Origin of the sequence: Maribacter dokdonensis DSW-8 (genome assembly GCF_001447995.1) — a bacterium.
GTDB lineage: Bacteria > Bacteroidota > Bacteroidia > Flavobacteriales > Flavobacteriaceae > Maribacter > Maribacter dokdonensis.
In genome coordinates this window covers 285132-311946 of record NZ_LDPE01000001.1, presented here as the reverse complement: position 1 = coordinate 311946, position 26815 = coordinate 285132, and the positions used below count along the sequence as shown (strand labels likewise).

Annotated in this window: 23 protein-coding genes; 9 read left to right on the top strand and 14 right to left on the bottom strand. The window is 33.9% G+C overall.

Features of this window, described 5'->3' with window-relative positions; translation table 11 throughout:
* Nucleotides 1-8 precede the first annotated feature (8 nt).
* Nucleotides 9-404 (bottom strand): type III secretion system chaperone family protein, encoded by a 396-nt coding sequence (locus tag I600_RS01430; protein ID WP_058102732.1) that lies wholly within the window; start codon nt 402-404, stop codon nt 9-11.
* Between the two features lie 244 nt (nt 405-648).
* On the opposite strand from I600_RS01430, the gene I600_RS01425 reads away from it, so the two are divergent.
* Nucleotides 649-1404 carry a helix-turn-helix domain-containing protein gene (locus I600_RS01425; protein WP_058102731.1) on the top strand — a complete coding sequence of 252 codons (756 nt, stop codon included), beginning with the start codon at nt 649-651 and terminating at the stop codon, nt 1402-1404.
* Between the two features lie 57 nt (nt 1405-1461).
* Here the strand turns inward: I600_RS01425 and I600_RS01420 are convergent, their stop codons facing one another.
* Nucleotides 1462-1653 carry a cold-shock protein gene (locus tag I600_RS01420; RefSeq protein ID WP_027067037.1) on the bottom strand — a complete coding sequence of 64 codons (192 nt, stop codon included), beginning with the start codon at nt 1651-1653 and terminating at the stop codon, nt 1462-1464.
* A 283-nt stretch (nt 1654-1936) separates the two neighbouring features.
* Between I600_RS01420 and I600_RS01415 the strand changes: the two genes are divergently transcribed.
* Nucleotides 1937-2779 (top strand): hypothetical protein, encoded by an 843-nt coding sequence (locus tag I600_RS01415; protein ID WP_058102730.1) that lies wholly within the window; start codon nt 1937-1939, stop codon nt 2777-2779.
* A gap of 4 nt (nt 2780-2783) precedes the next feature.
* Here the strand turns inward: I600_RS01415 and I600_RS01410 are convergent, their stop codons facing one another.
* The 4 genes from I600_RS01410 to I600_RS01395 all read right to left on the bottom strand — a co-directional run bounded on the left by I600_RS01410 (nt 2784) and on the right by I600_RS01395 (nt 6712).
* Nucleotides 2784-3623 carry an aminotransferase class IV gene (locus I600_RS01410; protein ID WP_058102729.1) on the bottom strand — a complete coding sequence of 280 codons (840 nt, stop codon included), beginning with the start codon at nt 3621-3623 and terminating at the stop codon, nt 2784-2786.
* 3 nt (nt 3624-3626) lie between these two features.
* A complete protein-coding gene (locus tag I600_RS01405) occupies nt 3627-4526 on the bottom strand; it encodes a sugar phosphate isomerase/epimerase family protein (protein WP_209439177.1) in 900 nt (299 codons plus the stop codon).
* A 125-nt stretch (nt 4527-4651) separates the two neighbouring features.
* Entirely contained in the window at nt 4652-5839 is a 1188-nt protein-coding gene (locus I600_RS01400; RefSeq protein ID WP_058102728.1) for a PQQ-dependent sugar dehydrogenase, read from the bottom strand.
* A gap of 243 nt (nt 5840-6082) precedes the next feature.
* Nucleotides 6083-6712 carry an SDR family oxidoreductase gene (locus tag I600_RS01395; protein ID WP_058104233.1) on the bottom strand — a complete coding sequence of 210 codons (630 nt, stop codon included), beginning with the start codon at nt 6710-6712 and terminating at the stop codon, nt 6083-6085.
* A gap of 192 nt (nt 6713-6904) precedes the next feature.
* Between I600_RS01395 and I600_RS01390 the strand changes: the two genes are divergently transcribed.
* The gene (locus I600_RS01390; protein ID WP_058102727.1) at nt 6905-7192 is read left to right on the top strand and encodes a hypothetical protein; all 288 of its coding nucleotides are present in this window, start codon (nt 6905-6907) and stop codon (nt 7190-7192) included.
* Nucleotides 7193-7246: 54 nt separating this feature from the next.
* On the opposite strand, the gene I600_RS01385 is transcribed toward I600_RS01390, so the two are convergent.
* Complete coding sequence (locus I600_RS01385) at nt 7247-8356, bottom strand: alkene reductase (RefSeq protein ID WP_058102726.1); 1110 nt, start codon at nt 8354-8356, stop codon at nt 7247-7249.
* A gap of 211 nt (nt 8357-8567) precedes the next feature.
* Between I600_RS01385 and I600_RS01380 the strand changes: the two genes are divergently transcribed.
* Nucleotides 8568-10820 carry a TonB-dependent receptor gene (locus I600_RS01380; RefSeq protein ID WP_394364951.1) on the top strand — a complete coding sequence of 751 codons (2253 nt, stop codon included), beginning with the start codon at nt 8568-8570 and terminating at the stop codon, nt 10818-10820.
* 69 nt (nt 10821-10889) lie between these two features.
* Here the strand turns inward: I600_RS01380 and I600_RS01375 are convergent, their stop codons facing one another.
* Both I600_RS01375 and I600_RS01370 read right to left on the bottom strand, forming a co-directional pair.
* Nucleotides 10890-11591, bottom strand: coding sequence for a hypothetical protein (locus I600_RS01375; RefSeq protein ID WP_058102724.1), 702 nt, complete (start codon nt 11589-11591; stop codon nt 10890-10892).
* A complete protein-coding gene (locus tag I600_RS01370) occupies nt 11588-17254 on the bottom strand; it encodes a BspA family leucine-rich repeat surface protein (RefSeq protein ID WP_058102723.1) in 5667 nt (1888 codons plus the stop codon). Before I600_RS01370 ends, I600_RS01375 begins: the two co-directional genes overlap by 4 nt.
* A gap of 187 nt (nt 17255-17441) precedes the next feature.
* Between I600_RS01370 and I600_RS01365 the strand changes: the two genes are divergently transcribed.
* The 3 genes from I600_RS01365 (at nt 17442) to I600_RS01355 (ending at nt 19646) form a co-directional block, all read left to right on the top strand.
* Nucleotides 17442-18284 (top strand): helix-turn-helix domain-containing protein, encoded by an 843-nt coding sequence (locus tag I600_RS01365; protein ID WP_058102722.1) that lies wholly within the window; start codon nt 17442-17444, stop codon nt 18282-18284.
* A gap of 379 nt (nt 18285-18663) precedes the next feature.
* Complete coding sequence (locus I600_RS01360) at nt 18664-19197, top strand: carboxymuconolactone decarboxylase family protein (protein WP_058102721.1); 534 nt, start codon at nt 18664-18666, stop codon at nt 19195-19197.
* Between the two features lie 62 nt (nt 19198-19259).
* Nucleotides 19260-19646 carry a hypothetical protein gene (locus tag I600_RS01355; protein ID WP_058102720.1) on the top strand — a complete coding sequence of 129 codons (387 nt, stop codon included), beginning with the start codon at nt 19260-19262 and terminating at the stop codon, nt 19644-19646.
* A 65-nt stretch (nt 19647-19711) separates the two neighbouring features.
* Here I600_RS01355 and I600_RS01350 read toward each other — a convergent pair whose 3' ends face one another.
* The gene (locus I600_RS01350) at nt 19712-21265 is read right to left on the bottom strand and encodes a DEAD/DEAH box helicase (protein ID WP_058102719.1); all 1554 of its coding nucleotides are present in this window, start codon (nt 21263-21265) and stop codon (nt 19712-19714) included.
* 120 nt (nt 21266-21385) lie between these two features.
* On the opposite strand from I600_RS01350, the gene I600_RS01345 reads away from it, so the two are divergent.
* Entirely contained in the window at nt 21386-21970 is a 585-nt protein-coding gene (locus I600_RS01345) for a pseudouridine synthase (RefSeq protein ID WP_058102718.1), read from the top strand.
* On the opposite strand, the gene I600_RS01340 is transcribed toward I600_RS01345, so the two are convergent.
* The 3 genes from I600_RS01340 to I600_RS01330 all read right to left on the bottom strand — a co-directional run bounded on the left by I600_RS01340 (nt 21951) and on the right by I600_RS01330 (nt 25428).
* Nucleotides 21951-22898, bottom strand: a complete 948-nt coding sequence (locus tag I600_RS01340; RefSeq protein ID WP_058102717.1) for an EamA family transporter — start codon at nt 22896-22898, stop codon at nt 21951-21953. The genes I600_RS01345 and I600_RS01340 overlap by 20 nt on opposite strands.
* An 18-nt stretch (nt 22899-22916) precedes the next feature.
* Nucleotides 22917-23375 carry a cold-shock protein gene (locus tag I600_RS01335; protein ID WP_036154395.1) on the bottom strand — a complete coding sequence of 153 codons (459 nt, stop codon included), beginning with the start codon at nt 23373-23375 and terminating at the stop codon, nt 22917-22919.
* A 1270-nt stretch (nt 23376-24645) separates the two neighbouring features.
* On the bottom strand, nt 24646-25428 hold the full coding sequence (locus I600_RS01330) for a hypothetical protein (protein WP_058102716.1): 783 nt from the start codon (nt 25426-25428) through the stop codon (nt 24646-24648).
* Nucleotides 25429-25579: 151 nt separating this feature from the next.
* Between I600_RS01330 and I600_RS01325 the strand changes: the two genes are divergently transcribed.
* Entirely contained in the window at nt 25580-26209 is a 630-nt protein-coding gene (locus I600_RS01325; protein WP_058102715.1) for a GntR family transcriptional regulator, read from the top strand.
* A 5-nt stretch (nt 26210-26214) separates the two neighbouring features.
* Here I600_RS01325 and I600_RS01320 read toward each other — a convergent pair whose 3' ends face one another.
* On the bottom strand, nt 26215-26814 hold the full coding sequence (locus tag I600_RS01320) for a hypothetical protein (RefSeq protein WP_058102714.1): 600 nt from the start codon (nt 26812-26814) through the stop codon (nt 26215-26217).
* Nucleotide 26815 lies beyond the last annotated feature (1 nt).

Sequence of the window (26815 nt, the reverse complement as noted above, 5' to 3'; positions counted from 1 at the left end):
TATTGTTTTTAATATTTAGAAAATTCAATGATTTTGTCCGAGTATTCACTCATAAGTAAGCTTAATGAATTAAGACTGGCTTCAAACTCGTTCAAATCCATATTCTCAATTTGTAAGGTGTCCCTGAATATGACGCGGTTTGCAGTTTCATCCAAAACAAAAGCGCCGTGAATGATATCTCTATTCTTCTGAAGTAAGCTTTTAAAGATTTTTTCAGATTGATTGTGAACGGAGAATATAAACTGTTCCATAATCAAAATTGGAGGCGATACTCCCAAAATCAAATTTTTTATTCCAGAATCTTCTTTCTCAACAACCATAATTCCGTCTGCCCTATTCTCCTTTACAATATTAAAATTCAATTCAAGCAGGTAATCTCTGGTTATATTAAAGTGGTTTTTCATTTGTGTTGGTTTTTGTAAGTGGATTCTTAAATTCAATAATACAAAATAATATTGGTGCGTAATCCTAAATTGATAATAGGAGCGCTAAAATGTAAATAACTACGACGAACATGATATTGAGTTTTTAAAATTGGTTAAACAAAAATTAATAGCTCAAAATAATAGCAATTCAAATATTTATTGCTAATTTTGTTAGACAAATATAAATAAATATTTATCATTTGCAAATTTAATTAGCAAAATAATGTCGTATTTCGGTAAAAATATTAGGAAAATCAGAAGTTTAAAAAGTCTTAGTCAGCAAGCATTTGCAGAGCTATTCGACTTAAAACGAGGTACTTTGGGTGCTTATGAAGAAGGGAGAAGTGAGCCAAAACTAGAAACATTGATAAAAATTGCTAATTATTTTAGCATTCCTATAGATGACTTGCTAACAACCGAATTAACGGTAAATAATTTATTAAAGTTCAAAGGTAATTTAACTGTTGAGCAAGACCTTGGTGAGCAAGAATTCTTTATTAAAGTACCTTGTATTACAGCTGTGAATCAGACCGATTATATAAAGTATTTCAGCAAGGATTCTTACATACAAGACCTCCCTTTTTTATCATTACCTATAAATCCAGATAAAAAATTTAGGGCATACACCGTTCAAAATTTAGAAATGAGTAGAAATGAACTAGGAATGTTCCCTAAGGATATTGCTATTGGGGAATGGGTGCCGCCAGCGGTATATTCAAAACTTAATAATGGCACCTTGGTTTTTACGGTAACGGAAAAGGAAATCATTTTAAGGAGATTGTTTATTACCAATGATAGTTTTGTGTTGCGGGCAGATCATAAAAATGTGGATGATGTAGTACTCCAATTAAAGGAAATTAAGGAAATGTGGCGTGTACGATACGTTTTCTATCATAGACTGCCAGAGACCAATTTTAATATAGAAGAAAAATTATTTCAATTAGAGAAAGATTTTGATAGACTTAAAAATGAGCGATAATAAAAAAAGCCCTCTAATAGTAGAGGGCTTTTTCTTAAACTTGAATGTATATATGTCTTAGATAACTTTAACGTTCACTGCGTTTAAACCTTTGTTACCTTCTTTAAGTTCAAATTCAACTTCATCGCCTTCGCGAATTTCGTCGATCAACCCAGAAATGTGTACAAAGTGATCTTTCTCAACTCCTTCTTCAGTGATAAAACCGAAACCTTTTGTGTCGTTGAAAAATTTTACTGTTCCTTTACTCATTGTAATGTAATTTAATTTATAATACTTATTAGTGAACAAAGATGACGCCAATAGTTGACAATGAGCGGTTATTGATCACTTATATTCTTTTTTTGTGAATACTTTATGAGTTTTGTGCTCAAAATGAAACATTTACTCTCTGTAAAACTAAATTGAACATCTTTATTGATTATGTCTGATGTTGTTTAGTTCATGATTTATGAGAAAATCATCAATTATGCTATTATAAATATTGATACATTAGTAGAAACAACAAAAAAATCAACTCATAGTATTCAACAACATGAAAAACACATTTGACTTTAAGAAAGCCATATCAGGTATTACGTGCATTTTATTATTTAGCTTTTGTTTGACAGCCCAAAAACCAAATTATGATATCTCTAAAGATTTATTATTGGTACAGTTAGATTGCAAGACGGATATTGATGATTTACATACAGCTGCAGGTTTGGCTACTCTTTTGAAACACCCGGATTATAAGCATTTAAATTACTATGCTGTTGCTGGTTCTTATGGTATTCAAGAAGGACTTTACGTTCCGCCAAACGAATTAATGAAAATGGCATTTAAAAATAACTGGACAGATGCTGATAAAGAATGGGAAGCATCTGTAGCTAAAGTTGCAAAATTAGTGGTAAAGACTATTAAAAATGGCGGCGATGTTTGGGTAGCCGAAGCAGGTCAGTCAGATTTCACGGCAGATTGGTTAAAGCAAATATCAAATCAAAATCCGTCAATTAAAATAAAAGAACATATTCATGTGGTACAGCATAGTGATTGGAACGAATCTGTAACAGAACCTACAAAGCTTAAATACACACAAACGGTTACGGATTATCACAAAATTGCTGATGGCAATGCTGTAGGCAATGGTACACCTGGTTTAAAATCAGATGGTAAAGTAGCTTGGGAGACTAAAATCAATGATGAAAAATTAACCAACATTTGGAATACGGCAATACGACTTGGCAATCAGTATAATGGAAAAGATGGAAGATATTTAAATGAAAGCGTAGATGAGGGTGGTCTTGATTTTTCGGATTTAAGCGAGGTATGTTATATACTTGGTCTAATGGAAATAAAGGATACCAATCAGTTCTTCGATTATTTTCAAGTAAAATAATTAGCTACTTAAGTTTTAAAAAGGCCTCTTGCAGTTTTTTTGTAATGGGGCCTTTTTCATTTTCTAAGTATAGTAATTTATCATCAATCTGTTGAATTGAGGCTATTTGGGTGCTGGTTCCTGTTAAGAAGGCTTCATCAATATGTTCAATTTCTTCAACTGAAATAGCTTCTTCTTTTAAAGGTATGCCTAGCGAATTACAAAGTTCAATGACCACTATCCTAGTAATTCCGTTAAGAATATGTTCATTTGCCTTATGTGTATAAACCACGCCTTCTTTAACAAAGAATACATTGCTATGCGAGGCTTCTGTATAAACTCCGTTTCTATGTAAAATAGTTTCGTAGCATTCATGCTGCATAGCTTCTTCATTAAGCATAACATTGCCTAAAAGGGAGGTCATTTTAATATCGCAACGAGACCATCTAAAATCTTTTCTGGTTATTACCTTAGCATTAATTTCATTGATAACAGGTAATACTTTTGGTATGGCATACATCATTACAGTAAGTTGACATTGTTGCGGAAAAGAGTGTTGCCTTGGAGCTACTCCCCTAGTAATCTGTATATACAACATACAGTCAATAGCTGTCAGCTGGGCGGCATGTAATAATTTGGGTATTTCTTTTTTAAGAATGGCTGTATCAAAATCTATGTTGATTGCTTGTAAACCGTATTGTAGCCGTTCTAAATGTTCTTTCTCGTAGAAGAAAGAGCCATTGATCTGTACCATAACTTCGTACAATCCGTCACCAAAAATAAATCCGCGGTCGAATACAGATATTTTTGCTTCCTCTGCATCTACAATATTTCCGTTTAAATAAACCTTGTTTGGATATGCCATTGATTAAAGGTAGCGTTGCAGATGTTTTTTAAAATATATGGCACTGTCTGTAATACTTTGCATTGAATTTTTTGCAAAATTACCACCTTGCTCAATATAATAGTATTGTAAATCTTTCTGTTCTATGGATGATAATATATTCTTGTAATCAATAGAACCGTTACCCATTTCAGAATAGTCACGCGTTACTTTGTCCATATCCTTAATATGCCACATGACATATCTACCTTGATTTTCTTTGATCAATTCATGGATACTTTTATTTGATGAATGTTCTACCCAATACATATCCATTTGTAATTTCACCAAATTTGGGTCTGTACCGGATAGGATAATATCATAGCCCTGTTCACCATTATGGTCCGTAAATTCAAAATCGTGGTTATGATACGCAAATTGTAAACCTGCATTGGTTACTTGTTCACCTATGATGTTTAACTTATCTGTCAGTACTTTAAAATTTTCGATAGTTCTATATTCCGGGGCTAGCCAAGGCCAGGTAATGTATTTGCTGTTTAAATTTTTAGAACCAATAATGCACTGGTCCACATATTTTTTTAAAACATCAATAGGTTCGTTAAAGCGACTGGAAAAATCATAATGACCACTAGAAATAGTAAAATCCAAACTATCTAGCTGCTTTTTAAACTCTTTTGATTTTATGCCATAATACGTGTCATTATCACCGTTGTACCCATAAATTTCTCCATCTTCATAACCTAAGGACCTAGCATATTTTATGCTTCCTAAAGGATCTTTGGCCATGGCATCTCTAATAGTGAATAATTGTAGTCCCATTTTATACTTGTAATGTACCGGAAGAACGGATAACGGAAGTATGGAGCTAACGGATAAAACCCCTGTTTGCTTTAAAAATGTTCTACGCGAACTTAAACTATTCATGGTATGATGTTTTATTGGTATGGACCTATAATATAAATATAATACATAGGTAGCAAAATAAGGTATGTGTAAAATTAAAAAGCAGCCGAAAACGACTGCTTTTTATATGAAAACCTCTATAGGATTTAGTTATTGGCCAATGCGGTCTCATTATATGAAACACGATAAATAGCATCTCCGTAATCGTCTGAAATCAACATTGAACCATCTTTTAAAAGTAATAAGTCTACCGGTCTGCCTGTTGCTTTTTGTTCAGCTTCATCTAACCACCCATCTATAAACGGCTCACTGTTTACTGCTTCGCCATCTTCAATATCGACCATCATGATTCTATATCCAACTTTTTTGCTTCTGTTCCAAGAACCATGTTCTGCAATAAATGCTTTTCCTTTGTAGTCAGCAGGAAACATATTGCCAGTGTAAAATTTGATTCCTAATGGAGCCACATGTGCATCTAGTTGTAAGGCGGGATCAACAAAATCTGAACAAGGGTGTAAATCTCCGAATTCAGGATCTTTAACAATGCCCCCGTGGCAAAAAGGGTATCCAAAATGTTGCCCGGCTTCGGTAACGGTATTTAATTCGCATGGCGGTATATCATCACCTAGCATATCACGTCCGTTATCTGTAAACCACATTTGTTTTGTATCGGGGTGCCAAGTAAAACCAACTGAATTCCTTACTCCTCTGGCATAAATTTCACGATTGCTTCCATCAGGGTCCATTCTGGTTATTGTCGCAAAACGCTCATCTTCTTCGGTACGATTACAAATATTACAAGGAGCACCAACTGGTACATATAATTTGTCATCTGGACCAAAGGCAATATACTTCCATCCGTGATGAAATTCTGTTGGGTAGTCATCATAGATCAACTCTTTTTCAAGCGTATTTCCTAGTTGATTTTCTATATTGGGATATTTCCACAAACTACCTACCTGTGCTACATATAGGTCGCCATTTCTCATGGCTATACCATTTGGTACTTCCATGGTATCTAAAACCATAATATTGTCAGCTTTAAAATCACCGTTGGTATCTTGTATGGCGTAGACGGTATTTTCTGTTCTGGTACCAACAAACAAAGTGCCATTATTACCCATAGCCATTGATCTTGCACCATCTACTCCCCTGGCATAAACTTCAATTTGAAACCCTTCTGGCAAATTTAGTTCTAACAAGGCTAGATCTGTACTGTCAAGTTCCACCTCATTATTGGTAGTGGTGGTGTTTTCTTTTTTGTTTTCTTTACAAGACTGTATGGAAAGCAATATAGCCAGTACTGCTATACTTTTTAAAAACGTTTTTTTCATGTTCAGAATATTTGGTTTTTATACGAAGATACGTAACCTCTTCAAGTTATATAATGTTTGCATGGTTTGTATAAAGGTTATTAAGAGTAAAACTCCTCAGGGCAAGCCCATGAGCTACTTAAAGGAATCAAACTTTTAAATTCGAGGCAAGCTTCGGGGTATTATATCCTTTGGCGGTGCCAATAAAAAAGCCAACCTTAAAAGAATTAAGATTGACTTTTTACAACCACCTACTTATTTTTTTTATGAATTGGCATCCATTGCTTTAGAAATTAGCGTATCGCCCTCTATAATTTCAAAAGTTCTGTTAATGGCCGCATCATCATGTAATGATCTTACTAGAGTTTGCGCAACATCATCTCTTGTTATCGATCCTTTTTTGTTCAATTTATCCTGCAATTCAATTTTACCTGTACCAGCATCATTGGTTAACGAACCTGGTCTTACTATGGTATGCATTATATTGGCAGATTTTAGATATTCATCAGCATTGTGTTTCGCTTTTAAATAATCCTTTAGATCTTCGGCCTGTTCAGGATTATCTGCTCCCATAGAACTTAGCATTACAAATTTCTTAATGTTCGCGTTTTTTGAGGCGTCAATTAAATTTTTAGCACCTTCTTGGTCAACTTCAACTACTTTTTTTCCTCCTGAACCTGCAGCAAAAATGACTTTGTCCATATCTTTTACGGTGTGTGATACATCTTTTTCCAAATCACCCAAAACCGTTTTAATATTCTCTTTCTCAAATTGCTCCTGCTGTTCTTTTTTCCTGACCATTGCAATAGGTTCAAAATATTGAGAGTTTTTTAAAAGTGTAACTATTTTCTTTCCAGTAGTACCGTTAGCACCGGCAACTAATACATTTTCCATTTCAATTTGTTTTCTTGCAAGGTGATTAAAATGCCCTATTTGTATTAATTCGTTAACCAAAAATATTGATGCAATACCCACAGTCTATATTAAAATACCTGTTAAATAATAAAGCAAGGATAAAAAGCATTTGTGCTAATAAATAGTGGATGTAAGTAGTAGATTACCATTTCAATTATTAAAATGTTATATATGAAAACTGAAGATAAAAAGTCAACCTATAATTCTGATGTTACCACGGATGATTTACAGGCTCTAGGAGAAAAAACTAAAAACACAAGAACGGATAATGGCGATGATAGTCAGCTCACGGATAGAGACCGAAAAGTCGATTTTGCTGGTAAGGATTTAGATGTGCCAGGGAGGAAACTTCCGCAAAGCAAATCTGAAAATTCTTTAAAAGATGAAGAGAACCAATTGTACAGCCAGGGAGGTGCGGAAAATGAAGATTTAGAACAAAATACGGACCATATAGTTTAAAAAAGAAAAGCAGCCGTTTAGGCTGCTTTTTTTGTTATGGGGCTAATTTGTTTTCTAAACAGTGATGTTACTTTCCTTGTATGTTGGGTAATCAAGATATCCTTCTTTACCCGGTGTGTAAAATGTATCTTCATTCCATTCGGCTAATTCATAATTATTCTTGAATCGCTCTACCAAATCTGGGTTAGATATAAATAGTTTGCCAAAGGCAACCAAATCGGCATTGCCGTCCTCAATTATTTTGTTGCCAGATTCCCTGTCAAAATTAGAGTTTATCATTAATGTACCGGTGTACAATGGTCTAAAATGCGCGGCAATATGCTGTACTGCATAGGGTATGTTAGAAACATCTGTAAAGGGCTCGGACAAATGAATGTAGGCTAGATCATAATCATTTAACCTTTTTATGATGTATTCAAAAGTTGGTATGGTTTCCTCGTCCATTGTAATACCAAACAGGCCATCTAAAGAAGGATTAAATCTTGCTCCTATTTTTTGTTGGGGCACCACTTCTTTAATGGCATCCAAAACTTCAAAAAAGAACCGAGTTCTATTTTCAATGTTTCCTCCATATTCATCTGTTCTATGATTAGATGTACCGTTAAAAAATTGATGAAACAAGTATCCATTAGATGAATGTATTTCTACACCATCAAAACCTGCAACTATTGCATTTTTAGCAGCATTTTTAAAGTCACTGACCGTTTGTTTTATTTCATCAATGCTCATTGCTTTAGGGGTTACGGTATCTTTAAAACCATTAGGGGTGTAGCTTTTTGCATTGGGGTTAATTGCAGAAGGTGCTAAAGGTAAATCGCCATCGTGAAAATCTGGGTGAGACATACGCCCTACATGCCATAACTGAATAAAAATCTTTCCTCCATTATCATTAACTTCTTTAGTGACTTTGCCCCATGCCTCTACCTGCTCTTGAGAGTAGATGCCAGGCGTATTCACATAGCCAACCGCCTGTTTAGAAACTTGTGAGCCTTCTGTAATAATCAATCCGGCAGATGCCCTTTGTTTATAATACGGCACATGTAAATCCTCTGTTGGTTTGTTTTCTTCATTTGTGGCCCTGCTTCTGGTCATAGGAGCCATAACAATTCTATTTTCTAATGCTATATTCTTATTGTATGGTGTTAACAATGCTTGTTTTTTCATAAAACTAATTTCTAGTAGTGTTTAAATCCTCCTCAAAGTTTTGTTTTATTCATAGAAAAAGTTGACTCTTATCGTAAAAAAAATGTCATTAAGCGTAATTAGGTTACAGAGCTTTATATAACCATTATTTTTGCCTTTCTATAATTAACTAAAACCTTCCTTGTTTTTTGTCGTAAGTATCATTGAAAACAATCTTTCTAAAAACAACTTTATGAATTCTAGCAGTAAAAGGGCTTTAAAACTGTTGAGCCTATTTATGATATTTGGTGTAACATCCAGTGCGACAGCACAAAACCTAAAGGGAAAAGTAACGGATAAAGAAGGACTTGCATTAGAAAATGTTGGTATTTTTAATCAGACGACCGGGCAACATAGCCATACCAATTTATCAGGATCATTCTCACTTCCTTCAACAACAGTGAACGATTCGGTTTACTTTTCTAACCTAGGATATAAAACTTATGTATTGGTCATACAGCCCCAACATGTTAATGAAGGAGTGCAAATTGCTTTAGAGGAGTCTAGCATAAATTTGGATCAGGTGGTAGTAGTATCAAAAGTTGATGCTATGAGCAGAATAGTGAACATTGATGTACAGAACGATCCGGTTAAATCTTCACAAGAGATTTTACGTAAAGTTCCTGGATTATTAATAGGACAGCATGCAGGTGGTGGTAAGGCCGAGCAAATATTTTTAAGAGGATTTGACATAGATCATGGAACGGATGTGGCCATCAGCGTTGATGGTATGCCGGTAAACATGGTTTCGCATGCGCATGGGCAAGGTTATGCCGATCTACACTTCGTTATTCCTGAAACCATTGATAATATAAATTTTGGAAAAGGTTTGTATTATGCCGATAAAGGAAATTTTAATACTGCCGGGTATGTTGATTTAAGTCTGAAGAAAAGTATAGATCAAAGTATGGTTTCTTATGAATCCGGACAGTTCAATACCAATAGATTTGTTGGACTTTTTAAAGTTCTGGAAAGTAGTAAAAGCAATGCTTATTTAGCTTCTGAAGTATATCTTACGGACGGACCTTTTGATTCTCCTCAAAACTTTAATAGAATTAATATTCTAGGACGCTATAATTATAAGGATATAGGAAATGAAGAATTGACTTTTACCGCTTCGCATTTTCAAAGTAAATGGGATGCTTCTGGTCAAATACCTCAAAGAGCGGTAGATCAAAACCTAATAGGTAGATTTGGTGCAATTGATGATACTGAGGGTGGGCAAACCAGTAGAACCAACTTAATCTTGAACCATGTTAAATTCTTAGGTGAAGACCAGTTTTTGAAAACAAGGGCTTTTGTAAGTAAATATGATTTTGAGTTGTTTTCGAATTTTACATTCTTTTTGGATGATCCGGTCAACGGAGATCAAATTCGTCAATTTGAAGATAGAACCATTATGGGTGCCGAAACTATTTTTGAACAGATTAACATTGCTGTGGGTAAAGATGATACTTTTAAGTATTCTGCAGGTGGTGGGTTTAGGTATGACAATGTAGATGATGTAACTCTGTCACATACATTAAACAGAAAAACCACCCTTGAGCAGTTTGCTTTTGGCGATGTAGATGAAACCAATTTTTACGGATTTGTTGACGGAGAATACAAAACAGGTAATTGGACTTTTAATCCTTCTGTACGCTTAGATTATTTCAACTTCGATTATGAAAACAAACTAAGCGAGCTTTATGACAATAAAAGCGAAAGTAAGGCAAAAGTGAGTCCAAAACTAAATACATTGTATACTGTAAATAGAAATTGGCAAGTGTTTTTGAAAACGGGTCTTGGATTTCATTCTAATGATACTCGAGTAGTCACTGCAAATGAAGGTAGGGATATATTGCCAACCGCTTACGGTGCAGATTTAGGTACTATTATTAAACCTACAGATAAACTTGTGCTGAACGCTACCTTATGGGGGCTGTTATTAGATCAGGAATTTGTTTATGTAGGTGACGCTGGTATTGTTGAGCCAAGTGGCAAGACTCGTAGGTTAGGTGTTGAACTAGGCGCTCGTTACCAGGTGTTAGATTGGCTGTATCTTTATAATGATATCAATTATACCTACGCTAGAAGCACTGAAGAACTTGATGGGGAAGATTATATACCTCTTGCTCCGGATTTTACTTCAGTAGGTGGTTTATCGGTAACAGATTTAGGAAAATTCTCTGGTGCTTTAAACTATCGTTACTTAGGAGATAGAGCAGCAAATGAAGACAATAGCATTGTAGCTGAAGGTTACTTTGTAACCGATATGAACCTTAACTATCATATAAAAAACTGGACATTGGGTCTGATAATAGAGAATTTATTTGATACAGAATGGAACGAGACCCAATTTGCTACAGAAAGTAGATTGTTTAATGAAACTGCATCTGTAGAGGAAATTCATTTTACTCCTGGTACTCCGTTTTACCTAAGAGGAAAGGTTTCTGTGAGGTTTTAAAGAAGTTTTAGTAGCAAGCTTAAAAGAGCTCTGATTTTATTATCAGAGCTCTTTTGTTTAATTAGAAAACTATTCAGGAGAATTAGCGGTTATTTCAGAAACAGAAAAACTACCTGTACTATCTTTAGAAATAACTTTAATATAATATTCGGTGCCAGAATTATATTCAATTCCAGATATGCTATTATCCGTTATGTCAGACTCTTCAATTATTTCTGATTCATTTTCGGTTATAGTTACATCGTAGGTTAAAAGGTCATTATCCTCATCTGTTCCAATCCAACTAATGGTTAACAACTGCGTTAGAGTATTAAAATCAGTACTGATTTCTGCGGCATAAGGTGCATAATTAACTTCGGCTAAACCAGGGGTAGTAAAAGAATACGTATCACTTTCCGTAGTGCCAAATTCATTTTTAGAAGTCACTGTCCAAGTATAGGTTTTGCCTCTATCTAAGCTAACCGTAGCTTCCAGTCCACCAACAGTGGAGCTTACCGCTTGCTGGTTGTTTAATAAAACTTCTAAGGTATAATTTACAGTATTTTGCGCAGCGTTCCACTTAAATAAAATAGAGACTTTGGTATCATTATTAGGTATAAGCTCAAATTCTGAACAAGGCTCCCCATTAACAGGTAAAGTGCCTGTTACCTTAGTAGGAACCTCTTTGTCTATCTGTTTTTCCGTCTCTTCAGGAGTGCTTTTATCGCAGGAATTTAAGCATACAAATAGTAATAAAAGACTAGTGAAATATTTTAAAGTTTTATATATCATTGCTTTATAATCTTAAATGTTTTTGAACCTTTTTTTGATTGAATGACTATAGGGTACATTCCATTTTCTAAATTTTGTAAGTCGATTGCATTTGAGTCTTGCCCTGAAAAAGTTTTACTTATTACTAGCTTACCCGATAAGTCATAAACCAACACGGTACTTGATTCTTCATACCCTTGGATAAACACTTCTCCCGAAGTAATTGTTGGAAACATTATTATACCATCTGAAAAGCCAAATGAATCGGTAACCATCCCTTGGCAGTCACTTTCTCCTTTAATAGAAATAGCATTGAATTCAGATAAATCCGATAATTGAATTTCATTTTTTCCGTTAGATGTAAAGCTGAAGTTTTTTAGTTCTCCATTTATATCAACAATATAAGTATAGCTGCCCTCCACATTGTAAGTTGCCGTTTTAGCAGAGGTATTTAAACTTTCTCGCTTTCCAGAGATTGAGCCGACTTCGTTGATTTGAATGCCATAGGTTTGAGAATACGATATATCTGGAATAGAAATAGTGACCATATACAAACCAGTGGTAAGATTAGCTACTTTTATATTCTCATTTAACGATACCTCATTATAGTCTGTTGAAACTGGACCTTCAACAGCTATATTAAAAATATAATCAGTTAACTCACTCGAAATAGAAATACTTCCATTTGCTTCTCCCGGACAAGTTGGTGTAGCCCCATAAACCAAAATGGCATCTGCTGCTATTATTTCGCAACCATTATCGTTCACTATAACATTTGGTCTTGTATCTAAACAAGAATCTTTATGATCTAAAATTCCGTCAAAATCATTGTCTTCGTTGCAGAAAGAGGCTTTTCCGCCATCGGTGATAGTCCAACCATACGTGTCTATAATCATTTGCCTAGCCTGCTCGGATTCACAGTATTGACTAGAGCTGGCATTAAAATTTACATTGTTTTGTAATAAAGATAAGTTGGACCAACCAATAAGTGTGCTGTCATAGTTTTCTAAAGACAATCCTGTATCCAAAAACATTAACTCCATATTAGTAACGTTTGAAACATTCCAGCCACCCAAATCTTGGTTAAAGGAAGAAGCATAGGCAAACATGTAATACATATCTGTAACTTTAGCTACATTCCACATACTAAGGTTTTGATTGAACATTTCTGCACCGCTAAACATTCCACTAATATCCGTTACTGAGGAGGTATCCCAAGAAGTAATATTTTGATTAAATTTTGAAGCCCCTGCAAACATATTCACCATTTCCTTTACACTTGAAACATCCCAATCATTGAGTGGTTGGTTAAAGCTAGTGGCATTAGAAAACATTCCACCTAAGAATTCAGCAGCACTAACATTCCAGTCATTTAGTGGTTGGTCAAAAGCAGTTGCATTTCCAAACATACCACCAAAATTAGTAACTGAGCTCACATTCCAAGAGTTGATATTCTGATTGAATACTGGATTATCTGCAAACATATTTGTCATTTCGTAGGCACTTATGGGGTTCCAATTATTTAATGGTTGATTAAAATTTGTGCTTCCAAAACATGAATTAAATTGCCTTACAGCGCTAACATCCCAGTTGTTTAATGGCTGATTAAAGGAGGTTGCCTCATGAAAGGCAGTTCCAAGATTAGTAACATTGCTAGTATCCCACCCGTTGATATTTTGATTAAAGGAACTGGCCATTAGAAATATTCCATTCATATTAGTAACATTTGATGTGTCCCATGACCCAATATCTTGGTTGAATTTATCAGCTTGAAAGAATAAACTTGCTAGGGAAGTTACATTATCTAAATCCCAATTATTAAAAGAAGGCGTTCCTTTCAGTGAAGTACAGAATAAGAACATTTCGTTCATAGATTGAACATTTGAAAGATCTGGTGTGTCAATTGCAACAACATCTAAATTACTACAGCCATAAAAAGCAGCTTCCATAGAATTCCATTTTATGTCCCCCCATTGATCAACACTTAATATTTTATCGTTATCATCAATATCATTAACTATAAAATCGCCATTACTATCATTTCCAAAATTTCCTTCAAAATAAATTCTTGGAAACTCTCCCGAAATAGAAACTTGAAATATTCCAGGGGTTAAATAAGTATGTGTAGCGTCTCCTGTAAAATTTGATTCAATAGTACCATCGCCCCAATCTACCGTATAGTCATAGGTTTGACCAGGAAATGTTGGTATAATTATTTGATTATCTTCAGAAACTCCAGGGTTATCAGTTTTCCAGGTAGTTATGAAATATGTGCCGGAGCAATCATTACCAGAATCTATGATTTGCCAACCATAGGTGTTTATAAGTTCATTTCTGGCTTCTATACTATTGCAGAAATTGGTATCTGCTGCCCCAAATTTTACATTGTTGATCAAGGAAGGTAAAGTGCTCCATGCATTCAGTATTTTATCATAGTTGGCAATAGATATACCTGAACCATTGAACATCGCATCCATATTTTCAACTTTACTTATGTTCCAATTTTCTAAGTTTTGATTAAAGGATGTTGCATTTTTAAACATATCGTTCAAATATCTAATATTGCTTACGTCCCAATTGTCGATAGATTGGTTAAATAATGAAGCTCCTGAAAACATTGCGTTTGCAGACATAATGGTGTTACTTAAATCCCATAATTCCATGCTTTCATTTCCAATAAGTGATGAACAATTATAAAACATATGCGAAAATTCTATACCCTTTGAAAAGTCAGGTACATCTGATGCTAAAACATCTAAATTAGAACAACCGGCAAAAGCGAAACTCATACTATTCCAACGTACTGTACCCCATTGGTCAATTGAAATAATTTTTTTAGGATCAGCAGTTTTTCTTGGGACTTGATAAGGATAATCTTCGTCACTGTTATTAAAGAAAATTTGGGGAAACCTACCTGTAATAGATACTTGATACGTGCCTGGCACTTCATAAGAATGAGTTATATCTTCTGTTACACCCACATCCTTTGTTCCATCTCCCCAATCAACATTATAATTATAAACTTCATAAGGATTTGTTGGAATAGTAATTTGATTATTATCAGAAGCTCCTGGGTTATCTGTTTTCCAGCTAGTTATAAATGGTCGTTCTATTTCACAATTTTCACCTTGGTCAAAAATGTTCCAGTTAAAATTTTCTATTAAAAGTTTTCTAGCATCTTTGCTAGAACAATACTGAACATCTTTTGCCCCTAAAATGGTGCCAGTTTGTAAAGTTGGTAACTGACTCCAACCAATTAAAATATTATCATAATTATCTCTTGAAAGGTCATTATCGTCAAAAATATTTGACATGTCAAAAACATTGCTTATATCCCAAGAAGATACATCCTGATTAAAGCTGGATTGACTTAGCATGTGCCGCATAGTTATAACATTACTAACGTTCCAAGAAGAAATGTCTTGATCAAAATATGTGCTGTTAAATAAAAAATCCATGTTTGTAACATTGCTAACATTCCAACTGGTTACATCTTGATTAAAATTACTGGAACCAAACATTCCCGACATATTAGTTACATTACCTACATCCCATTTACTAATATCAAAATTGAAAGGAGTACTATAGAACGTATGAGACATATTTACTACACCACTAACATCCCATTGCGAAATATCTTGATTAAATGCAGACTTATCGAACATATAGGAGATATCGATAATATTACTAACATTCCAATCATTAAAATTTTTAATACCATTAAAGTTAGAGAACATACGAGTTCTTGAATTATCAAACCCATAGCTACAATAATAAAACATTCGACTTAAACTAGTTACATTGGTTAGATTTGGAACATCATTGGCTGCCACCGATAAGTTTGAGCAATTTGCAAAAGCCGATTCCATAGATGACCATTGATTGGAACCCCACTGATTAATGGTCAAAATTTTATCATTATCACCATTTTCATTAAAATAAATTCTAGGAAAGATACCGCTAATGGAAACATAGTATGTGCCTGGGGTATCGTAGGTATGTGTTATATCACCATTAATATTAGTATCAATGTTTCCATCACCCCAATTTACGCTATAATTGTAAATTTCATAAGGGTATGTTGGAATAGTTATTTGATTATCTGCTGAAGTACCAAGATTATCTGTTTTCCATTTTGTAACAAATTGGTTTGGTGAAAAACAAACTTCTCCACTATCAATAATAGTCCAGTTATAATTATTTATTAATTCATCTTTGCCAGTTGAGCCAGAACAATATTCACTATTTCCAGCATTAAAAATCACATTATTTTGTAATTGTGGTAATGCTGACCAAGCATTAAGAATATTGTCATATACTATTTTTGACATACCAATATCCAAAAACATATCAGCCATACTAGTAACATTTCTAATGTTCCATGTAGAAATATCTTGTTTAAAAGAATTAGCTCCATGAAACATGTTATCCATTGCGGTTACATTACTAACATTCCAATTACTCAAATTTTGATTAAAAGAATATGCATAATTGAACATTTTAGTCATATCCGTTACACTAGACACATCCCAGTTATTAATGGGTAAATTGAAGGTTGTCGCTCCATTAAACATACCAGACATATCAGTTACAGCACTAACATCCCAAGAAGAAATATCTTGTCTAAAATTATAGGCATAATAGAACATTTTTGATGAATTTATGACATTCGTCATCTCCCAAGTATTCAAGGGTTGGTTAAATATTTCTGCATTTGCAAACATGGATTCCATGTTGGAAACTGAGCTTACATCCCAGTCTCCAACGGGTTGATTAAAGGACTTTGCATTTTTAAACATATAACGCATGTTCGTAACATTGCTAACATCCCAATTAGAAATATTTTGATTAAAAGCCAATGCATTATCGAACATTAGGTCCATGCTTATGACTTTAGATACATCCCAACTACTTAAAGGTTGATTAAAAGCTCTCGCATTTGTAAACATCCAGCCCATGCTTATAACATTTGAAACATTCCAATTGTTGATATTTTGATTAAAAGAATGGCATCCAGAAAACATCGCCCACATTATTTTCACGTTACTTACATCCCAATTTCCAATATCTTCATTAAAGGAAGTAGCGTTTACAAACATTGCTGGCATATTTTCAACATTACTCACATCCCAGTTTCCAATTGGAGAATTAAAAATAGAACATGAACTAAACATGCTGTCCATATTTGTAATCGTTGAAACATCCCAATTGTTAAATGCTGGAGTACCAACCAATGAATAGCAGCCGCTAAACATTTGGTTTGTTGAAGTGACTTTGGAAAGGTTTGGACTATCATTTGCTATAACATCTAAATTTTCACAACCACTAAATGCCTCTTGAGCCGCTATCCATTCAATATCTCCCCATTGATCAACAGAGATTATTTTCTGTTTATCTCCCCAATCCTTGAAATAAAAGCCTGGAAAATTACCAGTAATTTCTACACTATATGTGCCAGGATTTGCATAAGTATGAATTAAATTATAACTATTAGAATAAGTATCAATAGTGCCATCACCCCACGCTATAGTGATTTCTCCATAATTTCCATAATATGATGGTATCGTAATCTGATTCTCATCAGAAACACCTGGGTTATCTGTTTTCCACGTAGTTATTAATTCGTTTTGTGAGTAGGCAATTGTAATGCATAAAAAAAGAATGCAACTGAGTAAAGTTCGCATGTATTTGGTTGTTATAGTTGATTGGTTAAATCTAATACTATAAGTTTGTTTTGAAAGAATTATTCGACTAATTGTAATATTATTCCCTCATGAGGATTTTATAAGATCGGTCGTCTTATTTGAATTTCTACAAGCAGAATAATATAGAGGATTGTAATGTATCAACCTTTTTTAAGACCAAGACTTCATGCAAGAAGTTTTTAAGGATTTTAGTACTGGCGGATTACTAAAAATTGGTAACGAAGCTTTGTTGGAGAATTACGAAAAACCAAAACAAGCCGGACTCTATATTTTTATTAGAACTACAAGTAATAAAGCCACTATTGAGGTAGATGGCATACCATATATTATTTCAGAACATAGTCTGCTTGCGTTGACACCAATTCAATTTATTCATTTTGTTGAGGGTAAAGATTTAATTGTTTATCAGTTCAATAGAGAGTTTTATTGCATTAAAGACCATGACCAAGAAGTAAGTTGTGCTGGGTTGTTATTTTTTAGCAATGCACATTTTCCATTAATAGATTTAGGAGAAAATGAACAACGAAAGTTTAATACCCTTCATGAGGTTTTTGTGGATGAATTAAATACGGAAGATACGATACAAGCCGAAATGCTACGAATGCTTATGGCTCGTTTTATGATAATGAGCACAAGGCTGCTTAAGGCAAAAGAAGGATTTGGAAGTGCTGCCAGTGATGTAAAGCTAGATTTGCTAAGGTCATATAATTTGTTGGTAGAAGCCCATTTTAAAGAGGAGCATTCTGTCTCTTTTTACGCGGATAAGTTATTTAAATCTCCTAAGACCCTTTCAAATACCTTTGCAAAATTCAATACTACTCCTTTACAAATAATACATGAACGCATAGTTCTTGAGGCTAAAAGACTACTTATTTATACCGATAAAACAGCAAAGGAAATTGCTTATGAAATTGGTTTTGAAGATGCATCTCATCTAAGTAGGCTATTTAAAAAATTGACAAGCCTCTCTCCTTCTCAATTTAAGAAACAACTGACAAAAGCCGTTTAGGGAAAAATTGACAACTACTAGGGTAAAATAGCCCGTTTTAAGTTTCACTTAAAGATGATCTTTGTACTGTAGAATTAAAACAGTAAAGACATGAACTTAAAACACAAATCAATTTTTAATTTAATAGAAATATTTACATCTAAAAGGATAGACGCGTCTAATGCAATCAATGTGAAAGAGCATTGTAAGCACAATCATTTATCGGACTATTATTGTGATTCTGATAATTCCTCAAAACTGGCCCGAGTATTCAATTCATTGCTTTGAGGGAAAAATTGACATGTCAATGGGAATTTCAAGCATGACCATAACTACTTCACCAATTTACCTTTGTACAAGATTAATAACATAATAAATTCAATTTTAAAAAAAATATAATATGAGCACATTTAATGTACCAACAAGAGAAGAAGTAAGCGAGAAAAATCAAGGTATTTTCGATAATTTGGAAAAAGCATTAGGCTTTGTTCCTAATTTATATGCCACATATGCCAATAGCGATACCGCATTAGAAAACTACTTGAATTTTGCAAATGCCAAAACTTCATTATCAGCTAAGGAGAAAGAAGTTGTCAATTTAGCGGTAAGCCAAGTTAACAATTGTATTTACTGTTTATCGGCACATACAGCCATTGGTAAAATGAACGGTTTTACAGATGAACAAATTTTAGAGCTTAGAGCAGGAAAAGCCTCTTTTGATACTAAATTAAATGCACTTGCAAAATTAGCGAAGAATATTACTGAAAATAGAGGCCGCACTGATGAGGACGTATTGAACGATTATTTTGCGGCAGGTTATACAAAAGCCAATTTAATAGATACAATATCATTGGTTGGTGATAAAACAATTTCCAACTATATACACAGTACTACACAGGTTCCGGTTGATTTTCCTGTAGCACCATCTTTATAAACAATTACAAATAATAATTATTAATCATTAAAACGGGGAAACCCACACTAAATTTTAAAAACATGAAAAGAGTATTATCAATTTTAGTTATCGTATTGGCATTTTCATTCAACGCAAATGCACAAGACAAAATGATGAAGCAGCCAGTTAAGAAAATTGCCTTAGAGCAAACAACAGGGGAATTCACCCAAAAATCTATCACTGTTAGCGAAGGCACTTATATTTTTGACGTTGCCAACAATAATGTGGGTAAAGATGTAGGTTTGGTTTTAGTAAAAAAAGGAAAAGATGCTTCAAAACCAGAGAACCACATTCAAACTGCATATGTAACTGCAGCGGTTAAGAACAACACGGTTGGTCATTCTAAAGAAACTAAATTAGAAAAAGGTGAATATGTATATTTCTGCCCTTTAAATCCAACGCCACAGTATAGTCTTATCGTAGAATAAGGTTAAGTTTTGTAATGAAAAAGGGCTATTCTTACGAATAGCCCTTTTTTTTATAAGTTATTATTTTAATCTTCTGGCGGGTGACCATGTATATCTTCAAAAACAGAATCAAAATTCTCACGTAAATAAGCATTTAGTTTCTTTTGATAATCATCTTTTAGCCAACTTAAAAAGTTATAGGTGCTTTTGCTAATACATTTTCCGTAAACGTGAATTCTATTATCAATATCTTCTTTTAATAGCTTTGCCAATGCTATGGCATCATAGACATCTTCACTGTTTTCAATACAAATGTATGCGTGTTGAGCTATAGATCGTTCAAGAACTACTTTAGAAGATTCCCCTGCAAATGTTGCAGTTTCGTAAGTTTCCTTAATATCAAAATAGGTTTCTTTGGAGTTTTTGAACTCAGCTTTGACTTCATCTGAAAGTTCAAGTTTAAAATCGCTCTCAATATCTTCATCATCACGTATGCGATCCATGTAGAAATTGGGCGATTTAAAAATTGCACCCCAATCTAAATCTGCGCCCCAAGGTCCAAAACGATATAGGTTGTTACCTAAGTCGATTACGGTGAATTTGGATTTATTGTTCAAGACCCTAGATCCCCTACCGATCATTTGATAGTAAAGCGTAAGAGATTTTGTAGCCCTGTTCAATATAATAGTATCAATCGTAGGTTCATCAAAACCAGTTGTTAAAATACTAACCGAAGTTAATATGGCATCCGGTGTTTCTTTAAACCATTTTAAAATTTGTTTTCGCTGCTTTTTTGTTGCGGTATTATCAAGGTGCATAATATTTAAACCTGCAGCTTGAAAGGTATGGTAAACTTGTATGGAGGTTTCAATACCGTTATTGAAAATTAAGGTCTTTTTACCTTTTGAATGTTTGGTGTAAGCTTCTAAAAGCTTGCTCAACATTGCCGGGCTTGTATAAAGATCCGCAGATGACTTAACGGTATAGTCACCGTTAGAACCAATTTCCAATGAAGTTAGTCCCATGTCATAATGAAACACTTCTGCTCTTGCCAAAAAGTCATTGGCAATAAGATTTTCTATGGTTTCACCAGGTATAAGTTCATCATAGTTCTTGTTCATTGGCAAATCCTTGTTAGAACTTAACGGAGTTGCCGTTACTCCAAGTACGAACGAATTTTCAAAGAACTTAAATAGTTTGGTGAAAGAATTATAGTGAGCCTCATCAATAATGACCAAACCAACATCAGAAATATCCAACTGATCATCGTTCAACCTATTGTTCAGTGTTTCAACCATGGCAACATAACAGCTATAACGCTCTTGGTCATCAAGGTTTGCCTTACTGTTCACAACCTTGTTTACAACACCAAAACTTGTAAGCATGGTAGAAGTTTGGTTACATAACTCTATACGGTGAGTCATAACCAAAACCTTCTTGTTATGGTTCTTAAGGTACTGGCGAACAATTTCTGAGAAAATTACGGTTTTACCACCACCCGTTGGTAATTGGTATAGAAGGTGGTAATCATCTCGTTCTGAATCGAACTTGTCAAATATTTGTTGAATTGCTCCTTGTTGGTAGCTGTAAAGTTCTTTATCTGTCTTTCTGTCCTGTAGTTCAAAAACTGTCTCTTGCATAAAATCTTCTCTGGAGTGTGCAAAGGTAACAATCTCGCTAGTTTATTACTAATTCATGGGTTAAAAAGGGTATCTTTTGCGACCATTTGTAACTAATATTAATTGTAAGGCAGAAATTTAATGGAACATTTCCACTTTAAGGTTTATAAACCTTTTGGCATGTTAAGTCAATTAACTTCTGGAGAAGACCGTCAACTTCGAAAAAAACGCTTTTTAAGTGAACTTTCTGATTTTCCTGAAGGAACAATGCCTGTGGGTAGGCTTGATGAGAAGTCTGAAGGTTTGTTACTGATGACCACAGATGGAAAATGGAGTGATGACATCAATAGATCAGGAATAGAAAAACAGTATTTGGTGCAATTGGATGGTTTAGTAACAACTGACGCTATAGATAAATTATCTAAAGGTGTGGTCATAGGGTTATTCGGTAAAAAGTATGAAACTTTACCGTGTGATGTGGATTACTTAAAAGAAGAACCAATATTACCAGAAGCAAGTGCTGCTTTGCGCATTGGTAGACATAGACCAACATCATGGATCAGTATGGTGATCAAGGAAGGTAAATACAGACAAATACGAAAAATGACTTCTGCGGTAGGTTTCCCTACGGTACGTTTGGTACGTATAAGAATAGGTGATATCTCTTTATGTCAAATGAAACCGTCCCAAGTTTTAAAGATTACCCCTACTCTACTATCTTCTTAGGAATTCGCTTACCTGAAAAGCGAGATAGAATGGTCAAACTTTTTTTGGTATTTATAAAGTATACTCCCGTTAATAAAACTACAGAGGCTATGGCTGATTGCAAGGTGATATTCTCGTTCAAGAAATACCAACCAAGTATCATTGCAACAATGGGGTTAACATAAGTTGATGTAGCCACCTTGTCTGGGGAAACAATTCTTAACAAGTAATTAAATGCAGTAAATGTAATAATACTACCAAAGATTATTAAAAGTAGCATGGACCAGATTACCGGAGTACTCCAGGTAAGTGGTGAAGACCATTTTTCACCCAGGAATGTACTTATAATCATTAATGAAAGACCACTAGTTAGCATTTGATACCCGGTATTTACAAAGAAATTTTTAGGTAGTACGGCCTTACCAACAAACAAACTACCGTAAGACCAGCTTAGCATACAGATAAAAATTAGTGTCATTCCTAGTACAGCACCTTCTTGAGCTATGATCTCTTTTTGACCTACCAATAAGAATACACCTATAATGCCCAAAATAACACCAATGATAGACATAGGTTGTATTTTTTTACCCTGTATTATCCGCATCATTAATAATACCACCAAGGGTTGGGCAGAAACTTCTAACGCTGCAAACCCGCTATCTACGAACTTTAATGCCCATACTACTACCCCATTTCCAAAAGTTAGAAATAGAAAACCTGCTATGAAAGTATTTTTGAATTCTTGTTTGGAAATTTTTAAGGGTAAACCCAAAAATTTTGAGATGATAAAAATTAAACTACCGGCAGTAACAAATCTAATTCCTGCAAGCATAAATGCAGGTAGTTCAGTTACGGCAATTTTATTCCATAAATAGGTAGAGCCCCAAATAAAATAAATGGCAAAAAATGACAGAATCACCAATAAGGTATTACGCTGCATTTTTGCCATTGAATGTTATTGAGAATGTTAGATTTTTTTAACACGAACGGCGTTCATGCCTTTCATGCCTTTTTCTAACTCGTAAGAAACCTTGTCGTTTTCCATGATTTCATCAATCAATCCGCTAACGTGAACAAAATATTTCTCGTTGTTTTCAGCATCGATAATGAAACCAAATCCTTTAGTGGTATCAAAGAAAGAAACTTTACCGTTTCTTACCGGATCAAATTCTTCAACATCACCTTCTTCTTTCTTTGGTATACCTAATACAATGTCTTCTGCTTCTATTTCAACCTTCATTGCTGGATCTGGCGGAGTGTCTACCAAATTTCCATTGAAATCTACATAAGCAAGAGGAATACCCGAAGTACCATTTTCTTTTGCTGCCGCTTTACGGGCTAGCATTTTTTTCTTCTTCTCTTCACGCTTCTTTAAGCGTTTTTTTTCTTTTTCAGTTTTATTAAATGTTTGTTGCGATTTTGCCATTCGTAATTTTAATGATAATAATAGATTTTACTGTAAAGGGGTTGAAATACGTAGTGACGTTGATAACCGAAGGAAAGCTTATGGGTTAACTACGATGTCATTTGTTGTAAGGTCATTGCAGATATTAGTTGCATCCCTCTAAAGTTCTACAAAGATATGATTTGTATTTCAATTATTTAGCATTCGTAGCTCTCAAACTATCAAAGTTTTGAAAGACTTAAGATTAATTTCAATATTAAGATACATTACGCCAGTTCTTTTTACATTTTAGAACCTTATAATTCTTAATTCTAATACACCGTTATTTTATTTTATTCTATTTTTTGTTAAAATTTAATTTTTACGAAATAATATAAAATATTGTAAATCAAGTTATTAAATAATTTGTAGAAGTTTAATTTGTTAAAAATAGTACCTTTTTATGCATAGTACTGTAACAAAATATATTTATGGTCGTCTTGTAAGTATAACAGAATTATTATTCATCAATTAAAAACAATATATCATGAGAACTTTTATTAAAAATACACCAACCGAATCTAGACGAAATGTTTTTTTAACCGCTTTTAGAAATAGTAAGCGCGTACAATGGGTAGCAAGTAGACAGTTTACTCATTAATATTCATCACACATCAAATCAAAAAACAATCGATCATTAATCAATCTGACTAATCACCAGATTTAAAAACGAACATCATGAGAACTTTTATCAGAAATACACCAACGGAAACAAGAAGAAACACATTCTTTTCAAGCTTTAAGACCAGTAAAAGAGTGCAATGGGTAGCAAGTAGACAGTTTACACATTAACGCTCATCACACATCAAATCAAATCAAAAAAAAATCGATCATTAATCCATCTGACTAATCACCAGATCTAAAAACGAACATCATGAGAACTTTTATCAGAAATACACCAACGGAAACAAGAAGAAACACATTCTTTTCAAGCTTTAAGAACAGTAAAAGAGTACAATGGGTAGCAAGTAGACAGTTTACACATTAATATCATCACACATCAAATCAAAAAACAATCGATCATTAATCAATCTGACTAATCACCAGATCTAAAAACGAACATCATGAGAACTTTTATCAGAAATACACCAACGGAAACAAGGAGAAACACATTCTTTTCAAGCTTTAAGACCAGTAAAAGAGTGCAATGGGTAGCAAGTAGACAGTTTACACATTAAGAATTTTTTGAGTTAGCTAAAAAAAAAGGGATAAGACCTAAAAGTCTTATCCCTTTTCATTTTCATTATTTTATTTAATCCTCTAAAGTAATTTCTTCCTCTACTCCATTAGGGTATGTAAGTGTTGCAATATCATCACAAGTGCCATCACCAAAATGTACATTTACTGAGAGTCCGTTTTTAGAAACATCCATATCTCCGCTAGAAACATAAGCACAAGATAATTCACTTGTTAATGCACTGTTTACGTTTACATTATAGGTATTACCTTCAAAAACTACGGTCCAATTACCTTCAATACTATACGTACTACTATCGTTGAATGCAATAGTGGTAGATTTGGTTCCGCTGTCAGCAATTATAGAACCATCTTCCATTTCTACCGTCATATCGCTAGTAACCTCAAAAGTTATAGCGCTATCATCTGAATTTGTGCTGAACGTGAATGATCTGGTTCCATTTATTTTAATTTCTCCTACATAAAAGTCAACATAACTAGCTGTAAAAGAGCCTGTTTCTCCTTGTTGGTCATAAGTAACGTTTAAAGTGCCATTAACATTATCAGTTCCGTTCAATACACAATTATTGAATGTTGCAACATAGCCCGTGTCTGAATATACTGCACTGTAGCAATCATTATTTGAAGTTTTGCCGGTACTGCTGTCGTTAGAAGATAGCTCAAATAAAGCAAGATCAATATCACCAATAATTTCATCGGTTTCTAGAACTGCTTTAAGTTCTGTTTGGGATAGTGTTACATCCTGGGCGGTAGTGTCGTCATCACTACAGCTATATGCCATGCACAATACTCCCGTAAGTAGAATTCCTTTTTTTAAATAAGATGTTAGATTTTTCATGTTTGTTTAATTGTAGGGTTGTGTGGATAAAACGAAAAAATAGTCTGTATAGTATGGCTATGTTACACATTAGCAGCTAGTAAGTGTAATGAATGGCAATAATGAAACTAAACATTAGTTTTAATCGTATACGATATATTATATTTGATACATGATTGTTAGAATGAATTTAAGGGACCAAGTACGAGATTATTTACTTTCCGAAATGATTACAGGTAATCTTAAGACCGGAAAAACAATCAATTTAGCAGCCTTGTCAAGACATTTAAAAGTGAGTGTAACCCCAATACGTGAAGCACTTACACAATTACAGCAGTCAAGGATAATTAAAGCTGTGCCAAATAGAGGGTTTATTATAGCTGAACTAGATGTAGAGGAAGCTGAAGATCTCTATGAATTGGTAGCCAATTTAGAGGTTATGGCTATTGAAAACTCAGAGTTTAATGAAGAGCATATAATTAAATTGAAAGCACAACAAGAAGTTTTTGAAAATGCCACCAATGCCCTTGATAGAATTCAAGCCGATTTGGAATTTCATAGATTACTTACCAAAGGATACAAAAACGAGTTAGCGCTCAAAATACTAAATGACCTCAAAACTCGTCTTTTTTTCTATGAGCATGCTTTCACCAATGACGATTTTTTTTATAATAAATCTGACAATCAGCATGAAGCCATTATTTCTGCCATTGCCGATGATAATGTGCCAACCGCCTCTCTCCTACTAAAAATGAATTGGATGCTGATTTTAAATTATATTCAAAAGAAGCTTACCGAATAATTTGATTACTCCAAATCCTGTAAAAGCTCTTGTGCAGATCTTGTAATCTTTTTATACCCTTTGTATGCCCAATTACAGAAAAAAGCCATAGCAACTAATGTTATAGTCAAAGTAATAATTTGTTCCGTTTTTAAACTATGTAGAAAAACGTTCTTGTTGGAAATTATTTTTGAGGTTACCGGCACAATGAAAAACAAGCCAATAAAACCAACCACAATTCCGATCTGTTGCAACCTGAGCAATCTATTTTTTGTATGCACGTAAACTTTAAGATTCTCTTTGTAAGATCCATTTAGAATATCGATATTCTTGATTTTTTTAAGGGTTGATAACACAGAAACCGGCAATACAATTAAAAACAAGAGCGTAAATGCCCCACATGCCTGCAAATACCAAGTATCTAATTTGTTAAAGTTAAAGATTACAAATAATGCGATTGCGAAACATACCAATGCGCCTAAAGATTCATATTTGGTAATGGTAGTGAATTTGTTCTGATATTTCTGTTTTGTCATGTCTAATATGATTTTGTTCGTTAATTTTTTTTGTTGATCTAATTCATCACTCATTTTTGTCCAAGCGGATTGTAGTTCTTCTATTTCCATG